General features: G+C 38.3%; 13 protein-coding genes. 11 read left to right on the forward strand and 2 right to left on the reverse strand.

What is annotated here, in order from left to right:
- Positions 1-94 precede the first annotated feature (94 nt).
- Positions 95-1,621 carry a catalase gene (locus tag I6F45_RS17500; RefSeq protein ID WP_197161406.1) on the reverse strand — a complete coding sequence of 509 codons (1,527 nt, stop codon included), beginning with the start codon at positions 1,619-1,621 and terminating at the stop codon, positions 95-97.
- Between the two features lie 417 nt (positions 1,622-2,038).
- Between I6F45_RS17500 and I6F45_RS17505 the strand changes: the two genes are divergently transcribed.
- The 5 genes from I6F45_RS17505 to I6F45_RS17525 all read left to right on the forward strand — a co-directional run bounded on the left by I6F45_RS17505 (position 2,039) and on the right by I6F45_RS17525 (position 8,888).
- On the forward strand, positions 2,039-2,713 hold the full coding sequence (locus I6F45_RS17505) for an HAD family hydrolase (RefSeq protein ID WP_197161410.1): 675 nt from the start codon (positions 2,039-2,041) through the stop codon (positions 2,711-2,713).
- Positions 2,714-2,923: 210 nt separating this feature from the next.
- Entirely contained in the window at positions 2,924-4,645 is a 1,722-nt protein-coding gene (locus tag I6F45_RS17510) for a purine-cytosine permease family protein (protein ID WP_197161412.1), read from the forward strand.
- 60 nt (positions 4,646-4,705) lie between these two features.
- On the forward strand, positions 4,706-6,229 hold the full coding sequence (locus I6F45_RS17515) for a mannitol dehydrogenase family protein (protein ID WP_197161414.1): 1,524 nt from the start codon (positions 4,706-4,708) through the stop codon (positions 6,227-6,229).
- 2 nt (positions 6,230-6,231) lie between these two features.
- Positions 6,232-7,149 (forward strand): carbohydrate kinase family protein, encoded by a 918-nt coding sequence (locus I6F45_RS17520; RefSeq protein ID WP_197142669.1) that lies wholly within the window; start codon positions 6,232-6,234, stop codon positions 7,147-7,149.
- A gap of 269 nt (positions 7,150-7,418) precedes the next feature.
- Positions 7,419-8,888, forward strand: coding sequence for a carbon starvation CstA family protein (locus tag I6F45_RS17525; RefSeq protein WP_004334688.1), 1,470 nt, complete (start codon positions 7,419-7,421; stop codon positions 8,886-8,888).
- Between the two features lie 87 nt (positions 8,889-8,975).
- Here I6F45_RS17525 and I6F45_RS17530 read toward each other — a convergent pair whose 3' ends face one another.
- On the reverse strand, positions 8,976-9,494 hold the full coding sequence (locus I6F45_RS17530; RefSeq protein ID WP_101163235.1) for a TetR/AcrR family transcriptional regulator: 519 nt from the start codon (positions 9,492-9,494) through the stop codon (positions 8,976-8,978).
- A 390-nt stretch (positions 9,495-9,884) separates the two neighbouring features.
- On the opposite strand from I6F45_RS17530, the gene I6F45_RS17535 reads away from it, so the two are divergent.
- The 6 genes from I6F45_RS17535 to I6F45_RS17560 all read left to right on the forward strand — a co-directional run bounded on the left by I6F45_RS17535 (position 9,885) and on the right by I6F45_RS17560 (position 16,568).
- Positions 9,885-10,505 (forward strand): glutathione S-transferase family protein, encoded by a 621-nt coding sequence (locus I6F45_RS17535; protein ID WP_197142673.1) that lies wholly within the window; start codon positions 9,885-9,887, stop codon positions 10,503-10,505.
- Between the two features lie 49 nt (positions 10,506-10,554).
- Complete coding sequence (locus I6F45_RS17540) at positions 10,555-11,247, forward strand: cupin domain-containing protein (RefSeq protein ID WP_197142676.1); 693 nt, start codon at positions 10,555-10,557, stop codon at positions 11,245-11,247.
- 188 nt (positions 11,248-11,435) lie between these two features.
- Positions 11,436-11,816: an STAS/SEC14 domain-containing protein gene (locus I6F45_RS17545; protein ID WP_197142678.1), complete on the forward strand. Its 381-nt coding sequence runs from the start codon at positions 11,436-11,438 to the stop codon at positions 11,814-11,816.
- Between the two features lie 463 nt (positions 11,817-12,279).
- Positions 12,280-15,123, forward strand: coding sequence for a PQQ-binding-like beta-propeller repeat protein (locus tag I6F45_RS17550; protein ID WP_197161416.1), 2,844 nt, complete (start codon positions 12,280-12,282; stop codon positions 15,121-15,123).
- A 774-nt stretch (positions 15,124-15,897) separates the two neighbouring features.
- Positions 15,898-16,173, forward strand: a complete 276-nt coding sequence (locus I6F45_RS17555; protein ID WP_197161418.1) for a hypothetical protein — start codon at positions 15,898-15,900, stop codon at positions 16,171-16,173.
- A gap of 110 nt (positions 16,174-16,283) precedes the next feature.
- Positions 16,284-16,568 (forward strand): hypothetical protein, encoded by a 285-nt coding sequence (locus I6F45_RS17560; RefSeq protein WP_197161420.1) that lies wholly within the window; start codon positions 16,284-16,286, stop codon positions 16,566-16,568.
- Positions 16,569-16,582: the final 14 nt, after the last annotated feature.

Genomic DNA, 16,582 nt, shown 5'->3' on the forward strand with positions numbered 1-16,582 from the left:
TCCTCATAATTGTGGTTGCTTATATAGCTGCTTGCTTAGTTGGGACTAATTTTTACAACTGATTACTTACAGCTAGTTAATTACAACTAGCTACTTACAAGTTAGCTGCTAGTTGTTTAACCATTTTAATATCGCCGTTTACAGCTTTAGTTAAACGTGTACCGTACTCACTGTCTGCTTTGTAGAAGTGGCTAAGCATTTTGTGTTTAACATTGCTGTTTTGCACTTTACCTAAATCGCCTGCAAGGTTATTAACGAGGTTTGTACGTTCTTGCTTGCTAAAACCACGGTATAAAACACCGGCTTGCGCGAAGTTTTGTTGCTTTTTAATCGCGGCTTGCTGTACGTAGCCTTTAAGCTCGGTTTGGCTTCTACGTGCAATTGGGTTTTCAGCAACGTTTTCTTGACTTGGCTGGTAGTTTACATTGCCTGTAGTGTTACCGTAATTCATTGCGCCGTCTTGGTTGTAGTTAACTACTTCAACTTTTGCACGGTTAATTGGCAATTGCTGGTGGTTAGCACCTAGGCGGTACATTTGTGTGTCTGCGTAAGAAAATACACGGCCTTGTAATAAGCGGTCTTCTGAAGGCTCAATACCCGGAATAATGTTTGATGGCGCCATAGCTACTTGTTCCGTCGATTGGAAAAAGTTAGTTGGCATGCGGTTTAACGTAAGTGTTCCCGCTTTAACTTCTTTTACATCTAACCACATTTTTGTTGCATCTAACGGGTTGTAATCAAAGTCATCAAGCTGTGATGGATCAAGCGTTTTAATGTACAGATCCCATTTAGGGAAATTACCTTTATTAACTTCAGTGTATAAATCGTGAGTTAAGTGCTGGAAATCTTTACTTTGCACCTTTGCTACTTCTTTTGCGTCAAGGTTATCAATGCCTTGTTGGCTTACCCAATGAAACTTAACGTATTTAACATCACCCGATTTATTAATCATTTTGTAAGAATGAACACCCCAGCCGTCCATTTTACGAAGGCTTGCTGGTGTACCGTAGTCGCTGTAAACCCACGTTAGCATTTGTGTAGAACCTGGTTCGTGGGAGAAAAAGTCAAATACACGGTTAGGATCTTGAATGTTATCTACCGGAGATGGTTTCAAAGAATGGATCATATCTGGAAATTTAATCGCATCACGTATAAAAAATACCGGTAAGTTAAGGCCGACTAAATCCCAGTTACCTTCATCAGTATAAAACTTAATTGCAAAGCCGCGTGGGTCACGCAGTGTTTCTGGGCTGCCTTTAGAATGAATTACTGATGAAAAGCGAACAAATACGTCTGTTTGTTTACCTACTTCTGAAAAAGGGGCTGCAATTGTTAAATCGTCTAACTCTTTAGATGCTACAAACACACCATGTGCGCCAGTACCACGGGCATGAACAACACGCTCAGGAATACGCTCACGTGCAAAGCGTTGTAGTTTTTGAATTAGTTGTACGTCTTCTAGTAATACACTGCCACGTTCGCCAGCAGTAATCGAGTTTTGGTTGTCGCCAACAGCTGCGCCGTTATCTTTAGTAAGAGTTGTTGCTGCGCTTGCCGGTAATGCCATTGCAAGTGCTAGTGCACTTAGTGTTAATTTTGTTTTGTTTATTTGAGTATTCATTGTCGACCTCATCTATTTAAAAGTGCCGGCAGTGGTGCAGGCTGTTAATCTGTTAACGATAGTATTGATTTTATTAACTTCGGTAAAACTGATTAATTAGATTGATGTGATTTGTAAAATAGATGAAATAAATTTCAGAGGTGCTTTTAAGCCTTACCATCTACGACCTTAGTCGATAGGCATTTTTATAAAGTTGATTAAATACAACGATTTTTAGTTTTATCAGAGTGTATTTTCACCAAGCTGGTGCGTTTTATACTTACAGTGTGTTGACATATTCGCGCAATAAAGGGAATATGCTCAACTTATGGGCTTATGCTCATCATTAGGTTGCACTAAAAAGCTGCACACTATTAATCGCGCTTAACTCGTTATACTTAAATTAGCTAAACCAAACAGTTTTAATAAGGTGACAAGATGAATTCTAAAATTGAGCTAGTGATATTTGATTGTGATGGCGTTGTTATTGATAGCGAAATTTTAAGCGCGCAAGTGTTAATAAATATGCTTGCTGAAAAAGGCGTTGAGATTGACCGCGCTTATGTACAGCAACACTTTTTAGGCTGCAACTTTAAAACAGTAAGCCAAAAAATAGCGGATGCATTTAATGTCACTCTTCCTGAAAGCTTTGAAGGTGACTACCGCGAGGCACTGTTAAACGAATTTGAAACAGGACTAACCACGACTGACGGTATAAAAGACGTACTTAACAATTTAGCTGTGCCTATTTGTATAGCTACTAGCAGCAGCCCAGCACGCACCGCTAAAGCGTTGAGCGTAGTGAGTTTAAGTAAGTACTTTAGCGATACGGTTTTTACCAGCAGCGAAGTTAAGCGTGGTAAACCAGCACCCGATTTATTTTTACATGCAGCTAAACAAATGGGTGTAAAGCCAGATCATTGTTTAGTGATTGAAGACAGTAAAGCAGGCGTAAATGCCGGAATTGACGCCAATATGCAGGTGCTGCATTACAGCGGTGGGCAACATATGCAAGGCTCGGTAAATCATGTAAACAGTGCTTACCCAAATGTTGATCATTTAACGCATTGGCAAGATTTTTTTAGTGCATACCCTGCACTTAAAAAGCAGTAAACACGCAGCTTTTTAAATACACAAAGTTTTAAACGCGATTTGCTCGCCTTACTCACTGACAGGCAAGCAAACACAAAATATAAATGTAGATGGTTTTGCTTTACTAAAAATAAAACAAAACATGGCAAAACATCATGCGTTTATAAGCCAAATTATAAAAGGCAAAGTATTTAGGTATTAAATCTTTTGCTGTTAACAATAGGAAATACCATGGCAACGAGTCCACACACACAATCATTTAAAGATGTAAACGAAGAGCAGCTTCCTGTTGCTAATAATAAGCTTCACGGCTGGAAACATTTTGCAGGGCTATATGCTGGCGAACATGTTGCGGCTACTGAATTTGTTATTGGTGCAACGTTTGTTGCATTAGGCGCTTCAACCATCGACATTCTACTGGGTTTATTAATAGGTAACCTGTTAGCAATGTGTTCTTGGTGGCTGATTACTGCACCCATTGCAGTAGAAACCCGCTTAAGTTTATATAACTACTTAAACAAAATTGCTGGTAACTCAATGACTAAGCTCTATAACTGGGCTAACGTGGTTATTTTTAGTGTTATATCGGCCGCGATGATCACGGTATCCTCCACCGCCGTGCGGTTTTTGTTTGATATACCTGCACAACTTGATTGGTATCCAAATAGCTTTTGGTTTGTAGCCATTGTTTTAGCTGTTGGCTCTATTGTTGTGTTTGTTGCGATGTATGGCTTTTCTACGGTTGCTGACTTTTCAAAGCTGTGTGCGCCGTGGCTATTTGTTATATTTATTGCAGGTTCGTTCGCGTTATTCCCTGAGCTTTCAAATCACGTATTAGGTTCTACCTCTTTAACTAGCTTTAGCGACTTTATGACCATAGGCGACTCCTCCATATGGACGGGCACCAATGCCGATGGTGAAAAAGGTATTGGCCTATTAGAAGTGATTGGCTTTGCATGGGCTGCTAACTCAATTACTCACTTTGGTTTAATCGACATGGCTATTTTTAGATTTGCTAAACGCAAAAGCTATGGTTTGTTTTCTGGTGTGGGCATGTTTTTTGGTCATTACTTAGCGTGGATCTCTGCCGGTATTATGGGCGCAGGTGTTGCGGTATTACTTAAAACAACTATTTCATCACTTGATCCGGGCGATGTTGCATACCATGCATTAGGTTGGACTGGTTTTGTTATTGTAATTATTGCCGGTTGGACTACAGCTAACGCAAACCTTTACCGTGCAGGCCTTGCAGCACAATCTATATTTGTTAATCAATCACGTGAACGCACAACCGCTATTGTAGGTGTTGTAACCGTGATTATTGCGTGTTTCCCGTTTGTATTTTCACAAATGCTTCCGCTACTTACCTACGCAGGCTTATTAGTTGTGCCAGTAGGCGGCATTGTGTTTGCTGAACATGTGTTATTTCCTAAAATTGGCCTAACACGTTACTGGGCTAAATATAAAAACATTACTCGCAGCGTACCGGCTATAGCATCTTGGGCGTTAGCGCTTGTGTTTGGCTTTGGCTTAAACGCAATTGATGTAATGTCGTTTTACTACTTGTTTATTCCTACGTGGATTTTCACAATTGTTATTTACACGCTTTTAGCTAAAAAATACGGCGCCGGTGAAGATTACACACAAGAGATTGAAGCAGAAGAGCAAGAGCAACGTGATATTAAAGAATATCAAGCCGCTGAAGCTAAAGACATTCCAAAGCCAGTAATTGACAGCTCTGTATTTACCAAAGTACTTAATGCGGTTTCTACGGTTTCACTGGTTATTATTTTTATATTTGCCAGCCAGGTGATGTTTTTCAGTGAAACTATGAGTATGTACAGCGCTAATAAATCGCAATTCGAAATAGCCTGTTTTATTTGTACTGTTATTTATTTTGTTACTGCGTACTGGTCGTTAAAACGCCATAAAGTACTCAATACAGCATCGTAATTACTTATCGTAATACAGTATCGTAATTTATATTTTATTTTTGTTTAGTAAGGTCGCACCATGACGCAACATCAACACACTGACGCTCTAGTTACAGGGCTAAACCAACTAAGCTTGGCTCAATTACCAAGCCATGTTGATACACCAACCTACGACCGTAGCGCAGTTAAAGCCGGTATTGTTCATATTGGCGTGGGCGGTTTTCATCGTGCTCATCAAGCGGTATATGTTAACGAGCTTTTAAAAACCCCAGGCTCTGAGCAATGGGGCATATGTGGTGTTGGCCTTTTAGAGGGTAACCGTGGTCTGCGTGATATTCTAAAGCAGCAAGATTACCTTTATACGCTTACTGTTAGACACCCAGACGGTAAAATAAATAACAAAGTAATTGGCTCAATGATCGACTTTTTGTTTGCTCCAGAGGACAAACAAGCGGTAATTAATAAGTTAGCGCACAGCGATACTAAAATTGTGTCGCTTACTATTACCGAAGGCGGCTACAACTTTAACCCTGCAACGGGCGAGTTTGATTACAGCAATCCAGATATTATTAACGACATTAATAACCCGAACGACCCAATTACAGCGTTTGGTTACATTACGGCTGCGTTAAAACTGCGTAAAGAGCAAGGCTTAGGCGCATTTACAGTGCAGTCGTGCGATAACATTCAGCACAACGGTAACGTAACACGCAAAATGCTTTTAGCCTTTGCTACAGAGCAAGACAAAGACCTAAGTGAGTGGATTGAGCAAAACGTATCGTTTCCAAATGCGATGGTTGACCGTATTACACCGGTATCTAAAAAGAGTGATATTGATTACGTGGTTGATGCATATGGTGTTAGCGACGAGTGGCCAATTACCTGTGAGTCATTTACACAATGGGTAATAGAGGACACATTTAGTGACTCTCGTCCAAATTGGGATGTTGTTGGTGCACAGTTTGTTACTGATGTAACGCCTTATGAAACCATGAAAATACGTTTACTTAATGCAGGGCATTCTGTGCTTGGTTTATTAGGTTCAATCCATGGCTATGGCACTATTGACGAAACGGTATCTGATGAATTATTTGCCACATACCTGCGTGCTTTTATGGATAAAGAAGTAACGCCAAATCTTGAACCACTTGAAGGCATTGACCTTGAAAGCTACAAAGATACGTTAATAGAGCGTTTTGCTAACCCTAATATTAAAGACAGCCTAGCGCGTATATGTAGTGAAAGCTCAGCTAAACTGCCTAAGTTTTTAATTGCCACTATTAACGAAAACCTAGTACAAGGTCGAGATGTATCACTGGCAACGCTTGTTATTGCAACTTGGTGTTTATACAGCGATAAAGGTTTAAGTGAAAACGGTGAGCAACTTGAAATTCAAGATGCTATGCACAAAGAGCTTAATTCTTACGCGCAAGAGACTCAAACTAGCCCAATTGCATTTTTAAAGTTAACGAGCTTGTTTGGTAAGCTTGAGCATAACGAAACGTTTACTGCTGAATATAAAAAGTCGATTGCTGCGTTGTATGCACCTAATAGTAAAATTAAAGCCATTATGCAGGCTGTACTTGATCAAAAGAGTAACTAATTATGAGCATTTTAATTAATCATAAATCAGGCGAAAACGTAAGTGTTAGCTGCTTTGGCGAAGTGCTGTGGGATTGTTTTGATTCAGGTAAACGCCTAGGTGGCGCGCCACTTAATATGTGTGTGCGTATTAACTCACTAGGCATTAAAGCCGACATGATAAGTGCAGTAGGTAACGACGAGTTAGGCGCTGAGTTACTTGGCGAAATTACTAGCAAAGGCGTAAGCTGCGAATACATTGCTATTAATAGTGACAAAAAAACTAGCACGGTTGAGGTAGCACTCGACAGTGGTGGCTCAGCAAGTTATGAAATAGTGGCAGACACTGCGTGGGATAATATAGCGCTTACTGATGAGTTACTTAGTAAAGTTAAAAGTAGCGATGTATTTGTATTTGGCAGCTTAATTGGGCGAAGCGAAGCGTCTTTAGCAACATTAAATCAACTAGTTGATGTAGCAAACTTTAAAGTATTTGACGTAAACCTACGTGCACCGCATTACAAGCTAGAAACACTTGTAGACTTAATGAATAAAGCAGATTTTATTAAATTAAACGATGAAGAGCTATACGAAATAGCAAAATCGATGGGTTGTAAGTTTCATTCGCTTGAACAAAATTTAGCGTTTATAGCACAGCAAACAAATACCGATTACTTATGCGTAACCAAAGGTAGCCACGGTGCTTTATTAACAATCAAAGGCGAGAATTTTTATAATTCAGGTTATTTAATTAGCGTAATTGACACTGTTGGCGCAGGGGATTCGTTTTTAGGTTCGTTAATTTATCAGCTTTGTAGCAACGACGACGCGCAATATGCCGTTGACTTTGCATGTGCCGTTGGAGCAATGGTCGCCGAAAGTTCTGGCGCAACACCTACTTTAACGCATCAACAAATTAGTGAGTTTATGAACCCACTTTAAAAAACATTGTGTGTGAAAGCGGTTATAACGTAAAAGTTTAACCGCTTTTTTTGTGCCCAAAATAAGACGTGTGTAATAAATATTCAATGTGGAGCGTTAAGTGTGCAGGTTGCGTAAATAGTGGCTTATATCGATTATTGTATTAGCTAAACGTCTTATTGTTTGAGGGTTGAAGCTTTGTTATTGTTCGTCGATTATTCACGGATTGAAAAGGCGGGGCGACACACAATGCGCTCTATAACTAAAATACAAAAAGAGAAACGTGCTTTATGATCATCTTTTTTATCTGCCTCACTATTTTAATACTGGGCTATAAGTTTTACAGCCCATTTGTTGAAAAACAAGCCGGTTTGGATTCAACTGCTGACACACCACAAAAACGCTTTAGCGAAGGTGTTGATTACGTAGCTATTCACCCTGTACGAGCATTTTTAATTCAGTTTTTAAACATTGCTGGCGTAGGTCCAATATTTGGCCCAATTTTAGGTGCTTTATACGGACCAGTTGCACTAGTATGGATTGTACTTGGTAATGTTTTAGGTGGCGCTGTACACGACTTCTTCTCAGGTGTAATGAGTATAAAAGAAGACGGTAAAAGCCTACCAGAAATCGCAGGCCATTATTACAACGTCGTATTTAAAGGCTTTATGCTTGTATTTACTGCCATGCTACTGTTTTTTGTAGGTGTAGTATTTATTATGAGCCCTGCAGGTTTGCTAAGTAACCTTGATTTTTTTGAAGGTACAATACTGGCAAATAATACCTTTTGGGTACTCGCTATTTTAGCGTATTACTTTTTAGCTACCTTGCTACCAATTGATAAAATCATTACTAAGTTTTACCCAATTTTTGGTGCGCTAATGATTGTAATGACAGTGGCAATTGCTATTTCATTACTTATTAATGCGCCGCACTTACCGGTACCAAGTGACTTTTTAGCTTACTTTGAAGCTGATCACGCTCATGACTTTTTAGAGCCAAATCCAGATGGACTACCAACATGGCCATTGTTATTTATAACAATTACCTGTGGTGCTATTAGTGGTTTTCACTCTACTCAAGCGCCAATTATTGCGCGCTGTTTAACTAACGAAAAATACGTACGTCCAGTTTACTACGGCGCAATGATGTGTGAAGGTATTGTAGGTTGTGTATGGGCACTTGCTGGTATTGCAGCGTTCCCAGATGGTTACGCGGGCTTAAAAGCATTGCTTGATCAAGGTGGTCCAGGTTTAGTTGTTAACCATGTAGCTAACAGTTACTTAGGTGTATTTGGCGGTATAATGGCAATTATTGCAGTAGCCGTTTTCCCAATTACTTCTGGTGATACAGCGTTCCGCTCATTACGTTTAACCGTTGTTGATGCGTTTAATATTCCGCAAAGTTTACGTAACCGTTTATTAGTAGCGGTGCCTATACTTGCTATAGCGTACTTTATGACGAAGCTCGATTTCTCATTAATTTGGCGCTACTTTGCATTTTCAAACATGCTGCTTTCTACAAGCGTATTATGGCTTGCCACTAAGTACCTGTTTGACCGTGGTACATTCCATTGGATTGCCAGTGTTCCTGCTGTTATAGCAACTGCGGTAACGGTTTCTTATATTGGTACTGCCGCAATTGGTCTTAACTTATCAAGTGATTTAGGTAAACCTATTGGCGCTGTAGTAACAGTGATTGGCTTAATTGTTTTAGCTATTGTGCACTCTAAGCATAAAGTTAAACCAACAGCGGTTTAATAATAATCACATAAGTTATTTCAAGCATTAAAAAAGCGAGCTATTCATAATGAATAGCTCGCTTTTTTTGTGTACTAAATTTAGGTATTACTGAGTTGCAAGTTCAAAGTAACTGTTATCGTCGAGCGTTTTGCTTATCATCATAGCACCCTCAAGCAAGCTCACTGTTTGAATAGCCGCTTTAGTAGGGTTGAGTTCACCATTAGCTAAATGCGCAGCGCTAAGCCATGTTAAATTTTGATTAAAAAAGCGTTTTACTTCAAGGCGTACTTTATCTGGAAGGCTATCGCTTTCGGCTCCTAGCAAACCACATAAACACATTTTACGATCGGTTACTAATGCACTTCTAAAAAGCTGAGTGTACACATCAATAGGATTTTTACCGCTTGCTTTAAGCTCGTTTGGCTCGCCTAACGCAGCTAAAAAAGAATTAGTATATTGATGAGCAAGCTCAGCACCTAAATCGGCCTTAGTCGGAAAGTGATAGTGCACACTGGCGCTCTTAATTCCAACTTCGCTTGCGAGCTCTCTAAAACTAAAATTACTGTACCCGCCAAGGCGCACCTTGTTTTCAGCTGCTTTTAATAACGCTTCTTTTTTACTCACTTTTAATATTTTCCTATCTGCAGTAATACCAATTTTATTAAAACATGATCATTGTATCGCATTAAACAACTCACTAACTGCGTTAAAAATTATTCATATAGAATAACTAGATGTCATAATTTTCGCCTTGTTATTGCGCTATTTTCTTAGCGCAATAATAGATCACTTATTTAATGCAATTGGAATAGCAAAATTATCGACCAGTAGGTAGTTATTTACAAGCGTTTTTATTTTTAAGCAACCCCCTAATTTTATTATGAATTAAGTTAAATCCTATAAATCAGAAAAATTTAAACGTTGACTTAAATTTAGTTTAATACTATAAATTACCTACCGGTAGGTAGGTTGCTGCCATTAATTCACTTTTAAACAATAAAGATAGAGATTGCTATGAAAATTTATGATGTAGAAAACTTTCCAAATCCACTTCGTGTTCGTATTGCTTTAGCTGAAAAAAATGCCACTGCACATGTTGAGTTTGTGCCTGTAGATTTACTAAATGGTGAACATAGAACAGATGCTTTTTTAGCTAAAAACCCATTAGCAAGCGTACCCGTTTTAGAGCTGGATGACGGTACGTTTATATCTGAAAGTACCGCTATTACTGAGTACATTGATACCGCGTTTGAAGGTCCATCGTTAATGGGTGAAACCGCAAAAGAGCGTGCAGTAATTAATATGATGCAAAAGCGCGCAGAATCTATGGTGCTTGACGCTGTGGCAACTTACTTTCATCATGCAACTGATGGCTTAGGCCCAGAGCTAGAAACGTATCAAAACGTAGCGTGGGGTGAAAAACAAGGTGAAAAGGCACGCCAAGGGTTTAGCTATTTTAATGATGTATTAGCGCAATCAGCATTTGTTGGTGGTGAGCAGTTTAGTATTGCTGATATTACATTGTATGCTGGTTTGGTATTTGCTGGATTTGCACAAATAGCAATCCCGAGTGAGTTAACCCATTTAGTTGCATGGCAAGAAAAAGTAGCAAAACGCCCAAGTGTTGCGGCTTAATTAGGTTGTTAGTTTAAAATTTAAGTGGAGTTACGGTTAGGAGCCAAATATGAAAATTGCTGCCGATTTTAGTAAACGAGTTGTGGTACATAGCGAAACGCTACCGTGGGTTGCATCGCCAATGGCGGGTGTTGATAGACGAGCACTGGACCGTGTGGGCGACGAAGTTGCTCGCGCAACGACTATTGTTCGTTATGCACCTGGCAGTGAATTTTCGCCGCATGTTCATACAGGCGGTGAAGAGTTTGTTGTGCTTGAAGGGGTATTTCAAGATGAACATGGTGACTTTGTGGCAGGTTCTTATATCCGTAACCCACCGCAATCAAAGCACAAACCGGGGTCTGAAAATGGCTGCGTTATATTTGTAAAGTTATGGCAGTTTCAGCCAGATGATCGAACCCACGTGCGTTTACAAACAGACTTGATGCAAAGTACGGCGCACCCTAGTTTTAAAAATGTAGCCGTAACCCCTTTATACAAAGACGATTTTGAAGACGTAAGCTTGTTGCACTTTAAGCCCAGCGCCTGCATGGTTATAAACGCAAAAGGTGGAGCAGAGCTGCTAGTACTTGAAGGCTCATTTGATGAACAAGCCGATACCCTTGTAAAAAATAGTTGGTTAAGAGTGCCTATTAATAGCTCTGTTAACGTTAAAGCGGGAAGTAATGGTGCAAAAGTATGGCTTAAAACGGGCCATTTAACTGATGTAGAAAACCAGATATCTCGTGTACAAAACGCATAATTGAGTCGTTTATTTGAGATTGTTTATTGATCTAGTTCAGGACTATTTATTGATCCAGTTCAGGACTATTTATTGATCCAGTTCAGGACTATTTATTGATCCAGTTCAGGACTATTTATTGATTTAGTTCAGGACTAATTAACTTTAGAAGGTGTATTTTTGTTACTTACTATTTAAGGAGAGTGGCAATGGTACACACAACACATGGTTTATCTATTGGTCTTGAACGTGCAGGACGAGAGTTTTTTTTAAAACTTAAAGCCGTTGGTACACTTACTCATGACGACTATAAAATAATTACCCCAATGATAAATTCAGCACTTAGCGAAGTTAATCATCCTGTAGTAAATGTTTTAATAGATGGCAGCGAACTTGAAGGCTGGGAACTACGCGCAGCGTGGGATGACCTCAAGTTAGGTGTTAAGCACTCTAAAGAATTTAAAAAAGTAGCTATTTACGGCAATAAAGAGTGGCAAGCTCGAATGGCAAAAATAGGTAACTGGTTTATATCGGGTGAGGTTCAATACTTTGAAAATGCTACCGCAGCCATAGATTGGCTAGACGAATAGCCTGATTGAAAACTTAAATTAAAGCACTCTTATAGAGTGCTTTTTTCTTTATGGGTAACGTTATTTGATGAATTACTATAACTGGCGCGGGCCATATAGCTATAATCGAATGCTTGCCCCTGCTGTAGCAGAAGACAAACTTAACCCACTGTCCGGAATTAGTTGATCACAACAGTCTTGTTTTGTAGTAAGAGCGCTAATGACTTATTTAATGGATGAAATGAAATAACCCGCCGATAAAAGATAAATTATTAATCTAAAATTAAATTTAATGGCACCGTTTTGTATATTTCATTAGGGTGGCAGTCTAGTTCAGTAAAAAGATGAACGCTTAGTCCAAAAGTAAATTTAGTGACTCGGCTTTGTCTATTTAATTATAGTAATTAAAGTGGTTCTCTTGTTTAATCCTTCCGCATAATAGAAATATCAAATGTTTGAGTAAATACTTAATTCAGGGATAAAAATGAAAACTATAATCAAAAAAATGTCATACCTTGTATTATGTGTATTGCTAACAAGCGGTTGCACTACCGCTAGTCCTAGTAGATTAGGGTCTGATGTAACGCCTGCGTTGTATAGTATTGAAACCCCATACACTATTAGTAAAGTGAGATCAGCTAATCGCAAATCTGGCTCATACATCGTAGGCTCAAGTTACGAGGGGACTTTATTTGCAGTAGATTATGACGGTAAAGTTTTATGGGAAAATAAATTGTCTGGTTTTATGAACCATGATGTTTGGACACAAGATATTACCGGTGATGGTAATGATGAAATATTGACCGCTAATGCAGATGGTCATGTGTATTGTTTATCCGACAAAGGTAAATTGAAATGGTCATTTAAAATTAATGATGCACCTATGTACTCTGTTACCGCTATAAAAAAAGATAATACTTCATATGTGGTCGCCGGTGGTTTTGATAATAATTTTTATTATTTAGACACTCAAGGTAAGTTAATAAAAACCATTGCATCTTCAACTTATTCAATTGAAAAATCGCGCCCAAACAAAGCAACCAAAGATAACCCTCAGGCGCGCTCTCAACCAGCGAAACGTCACTCAATCAACTTTTTAAGAGCACTTAAACAAGCCGACGGTAGTGATGTTTTAGCGGTGCTAGGTGTTGTTAATTCAATGCAAGGATCTGGCGCTATATATTTATTTAAACCACTCGCAGATAAGCCATTTATTGCTGACCCATTAAAAGCGATGCGCTCACCCATTGGTGATATACGTGTAGTAGATATTGATGACGACGCAAATCAAGAGGTGCTTTTGGGCAGCACTAAAATGAAAAACCAAAGCATCGCCTTATATGATCCTAAAACAAAGTCTGAAACCGTTATTCCATTAAAAACAATATCACCTATATTCGGTAAGTTTGGTTATCGAATAGCTCAAACCGAACTAGTTGAATATCAAGGTGAAAAAAGTATATTTATCCTTTACGGTAATAGTTTAACTATTATTCCTGCCACTATGAAAAAAGCTAAAACTAAAACTAATGTGGTTACAGGAAAGTATTCGTATAACGATATGTGGAAAGACCCTGCAACAAATAAAATTATTTTAGCCAGTAGTCAAAGTGGTGGTAGCAGCATTCACGTTTTAGATATTGCGAAAAAAGGATGGGATAATCAATTTAAAAACTTAAATCCTCCTGGGAAAATTGCTGCTATTTTGAATAATATTGACAAGGTAAACCAGCAGTTAACGCATTACCAAGAAACGACATATAAACATAAACCATTACCTGTATATTTAATGTCTGATATAAATAAGACATCAAAGAAAGTGGTTAAACACATCACGAATGAATACGATAGCCCTATATTTCTTGATTCAGGCAATCTGGGTACTGAAAATTGGGATCGTTCTGCAATACCGAACAAGGTTTATCAAAATAAACGTGACCGAAGAAAAAAATATGATTTATCGCAAGCAGAAATATTAGAAAAAGCCAAACAACTCTATAGCGGTGATGTTGGTGCAGCCTATTGGGGCGGTCATGGTAACGATCCATACTACCGTAGTTTAGATACTCATATTAAAACCTTAAAAGTAGCCAATGGGAAAAAATCTGTTTTAATTTTTCCTGAAGTGGCTCACTACGATAAAGATTTTGAAATAATGTTAGAAGATTTTATGTTTCCTTTAGCGGAGGCGGCACAAAAACTCAACGGCAACTTGTTTTTAAGGAACAAGCACACGTTCTGGCAATCAATGGTTTATAAAAAAGGGTGGTCAAGGCTAATTTCCGGTGAATTCGCCGATGTTTTTGTACCTGCAATGGAAGAAACTACTGATAAATCGATGGAATTAAGCATTGCCGGTAGAGTCGGTTTGTGGGCTAGTGGTTCGGTTAACAATTGGGGAGCGCGTTTAGCTCGAGATAACACAAGTTATGATCGATTAAGACAAAATTCGCATCAAATGTTGCCTAATCATGCTCTGCGACAGTACATCTATAGTGCAGCCAATGGCGCGACTTATATTAATAATTTTCCTGTTGACCAAACACACATGAAAACCTTTTGGGATTTAATTGGCAAAGGCGCGTTGTACATACCTAAACCTAATGAAATTTTAAGCTATTCACCTGTAAATATTGGCATGTTGCCACCAGATAACCATTATTTAGATGAAGGGAATAATGTTAAAACAACGTCGCTGTATGATCAAAAGGTCGAAGATGAAAATCCAATGGTATTCAGCCGACTAAATGGCTCATGGCCTGGAGCTCCTGTGACTGAGTGGGATTTTTCACGTTATGCCGCAGGTGTTAAAGAAAGGCGTTTGGGTTTCTTACCTCAATACCCAAACGGTTTAGTGTTAATTACACCACCACAAAAGGGCGTATTCGCTGATGATAAAGCAGCTAGAGGTGCTTTAGTTGATCATTTACACCCTATTTATAAAAACATTATGCAAGAGTACTTAACTGACGGTAGGGAGTATGTTTCTGCAGATGGAAAACAACATTTTTCAGCAAAAGAGTTTTATAAAACGATAGAAAAAAGTATTAAAGAGAAATCAGCGTTATTACCAATTACCGTTAAAGGAAATGTTGCCTGGGTTGTTGCGCAAACATCCCCTACTAATTTACGTTTAACCTTGATTGACGGCGGTTATATTAATCCACAAACAGCACTAGCTGAGGTAACCTTTAACACTATATCGCCTAAAAAAATTAAAGATATTTTGTCAGGGGATGAGTTTAAAATCACAAATGGGAAGATTAATGTTCAGTTACCTACAGGTGGGTTTAGGTTTTTAGATATCACTTTAGAAAAACAATTATAGTAAAATGGGTGCAATAAAAGAAACTGTATATTTTGGAGCTTACAAAATATAGTACTATAAAATTAATTACTCTGATTAAAGTTTACGTGATAAAGAAACCTTAATGTATGTATATAAAATATTACTTATAGTGCGCTGACCTTTGGTTTTTTCTAGGGAAGATGCCCCTTTGTTACCTACACGGATGTCATAGTTAAGTACTTAAGAAAAATGTTAAGTACATCCTTAATAATTTGGCTCAGGTCTTTCTTTTTGCCTTTAGTGTTTATAAATAATGAATCACGCAAAAAGCTGAGTTATGTAGACAAAATGAAAGTAAAAATAGACAGACCAATTGGTCGACAACAGCTGTTTATTAAAGAAAGACAAATGACTTGACCGTATTGAGCCTGCTTTACTTCAAATAAAGAGCGGAATATTACAGTGATTTAAGGCATGAATAAATTGACCTTACGGGGGCCTGGTGAAAGTGAATGCCTTTAATTTATTGTGCGGCAACTGTATTACCTTGTTCATAATATAGAAAAGCTGCAAAATACGATAGATTAAGAAGGGGAAGCCCTTTTAACCTAAATTAAAGCTACTCAAGCACCCTTAATCCCTTCCAAAACGCCAATTAAAACAATATCAAACACGTCTTTATATGTTACGCAAAAGTACAGTAATAGATTGAACCAAAATAGGAACTCAGTTATGGTTTATTAATCAATAAAAACAAATAAAAACAAATAAAAAGCGAGTTAATCTACAGGCTCGTTATATGGCAAGGCGATTATGGCTAATTTTGCAGATTTAAATTTACATGATGCAACTCTAATCAATATTGAATTTGATTGGGTAAATGCTTTAACGCTTGTAAGCTTTAAATTGCATCTAGAAAATATCGTAATTAAGTTTAGCGATTGTACAAATGTATGTATTCCAAATGAAAGCCTTTGGGGACAATCAGCATCTGTAAATACAATTAGCCAAGATGGTAATACGTTTAAAATAGAAATGCAGTCTGGTGATGTTATTTCGGTAAACTCAAGCTCTTTTTGTGTTGAGTAATTGCCATATAAGCAATTCAACAAGGACAAAAAACAGTTGGCTTTTTGTTCACTACGTTCACTTATTTTAGCCAACCATTTTTGCCTATTAATATGGGCGTTAGGTTGCAGATGAGCACCGAGATTGAACCAATGTATGTTGATTGTGGCGAACATGGGAAGAGAGTTGCTTCCGTTGTATGTTGCCATTTGTTGAAGCCTGAAGGTGAGCGCGTAGGCTTTATTGAGAACTCAAGCGAACCTAATGATCTCCAAGCTTGGTGTTCTAAATGTGAAGCGGAGTTTGAAGAGGAAGATGGTATGACTGAGAAGTTTCGAGCATTTAATAAAATGTCTGTTGTATGTGTCAATTGTTACGAAAAATCAGCCGACTATCACAGCATCGAGGCTCAATAGTGTTTGTCGTAAAA

It is taken from the genome of Pseudoalteromonas sp. SWYJZ19, from assembly GCF_015864375.1.
Taxonomy (GTDB): domain Bacteria; phylum Pseudomonadota; class Gammaproteobacteria; order Enterobacterales; family Alteromonadaceae; genus Pseudoalteromonas; species Pseudoalteromonas arctica.

What these genes read in the sequence shown, in the direction of transcription:
- I6F45_RS17500 (WP_197161406.1), bottom strand. Translation starts at nt 1,621, where the DNA reads ATGAATACTCAAATAAACAAAACAAAATTAACACTAAGTGCACTAGCA.
- I6F45_RS17505 (WP_197161410.1), top strand. Translation starts at nt 2,039, where the DNA reads ATGAATTCTAAAATTGAGCTAGTGATATTTGATTGTGATGGCGTTGTT.
- I6F45_RS17510 (WP_197161412.1), top strand. Translation starts at nt 2,924, where the DNA reads ATGGCAACGAGTCCACACACACAATCATTTAAAGATGTAAACGAAGAG.
- I6F45_RS17515 (WP_197161414.1), top strand. Translation starts at nt 4,706, where the DNA reads ATGACGCAACATCAACACACTGACGCTCTAGTTACAGGGCTAAACCAA.
- I6F45_RS17520 (WP_197142669.1), top strand. Translation starts at nt 6,232, where the DNA reads ATGAGCATTTTAATTAATCATAAATCAGGCGAAAACGTAAGTGTTAGC.
- I6F45_RS17525 (WP_004334688.1), top strand. Translation starts at nt 7,419, where the DNA reads ATGATCATCTTTTTTATCTGCCTCACTATTTTAATACTGGGCTATAAG.
- I6F45_RS17535 (WP_197142673.1), top strand. Translation starts at nt 9,885, where the DNA reads ATGAAAATTTATGATGTAGAAAACTTTCCAAATCCACTTCGTGTTCGT.
- I6F45_RS17540 (WP_197142676.1), top strand. Translation starts at nt 10,555, where the DNA reads ATGAAAATTGCTGCCGATTTTAGTAAACGAGTTGTGGTACATAGCGAA.
- I6F45_RS17545 (WP_197142678.1), top strand. Translation starts at nt 11,436, where the DNA reads ATGGTACACACAACACATGGTTTATCTATTGGTCTTGAACGTGCAGGA.
- I6F45_RS17550 (WP_197161416.1), top strand. Translation starts at nt 12,280, where the DNA reads ATGAAAACTATAATCAAAAAAATGTCATACCTTGTATTATGTGTATTG.
- I6F45_RS17555 (WP_197161418.1), top strand. Translation starts at nt 15,898, where the DNA reads ATGGCTAATTTTGCAGATTTAAATTTACATGATGCAACTCTAATCAAT.
- I6F45_RS17560 (WP_197161420.1), top strand. Translation starts at nt 16,284, where the DNA reads ATGAGCACCGAGATTGAACCAATGTATGTTGATTGTGGCGAACATGGG.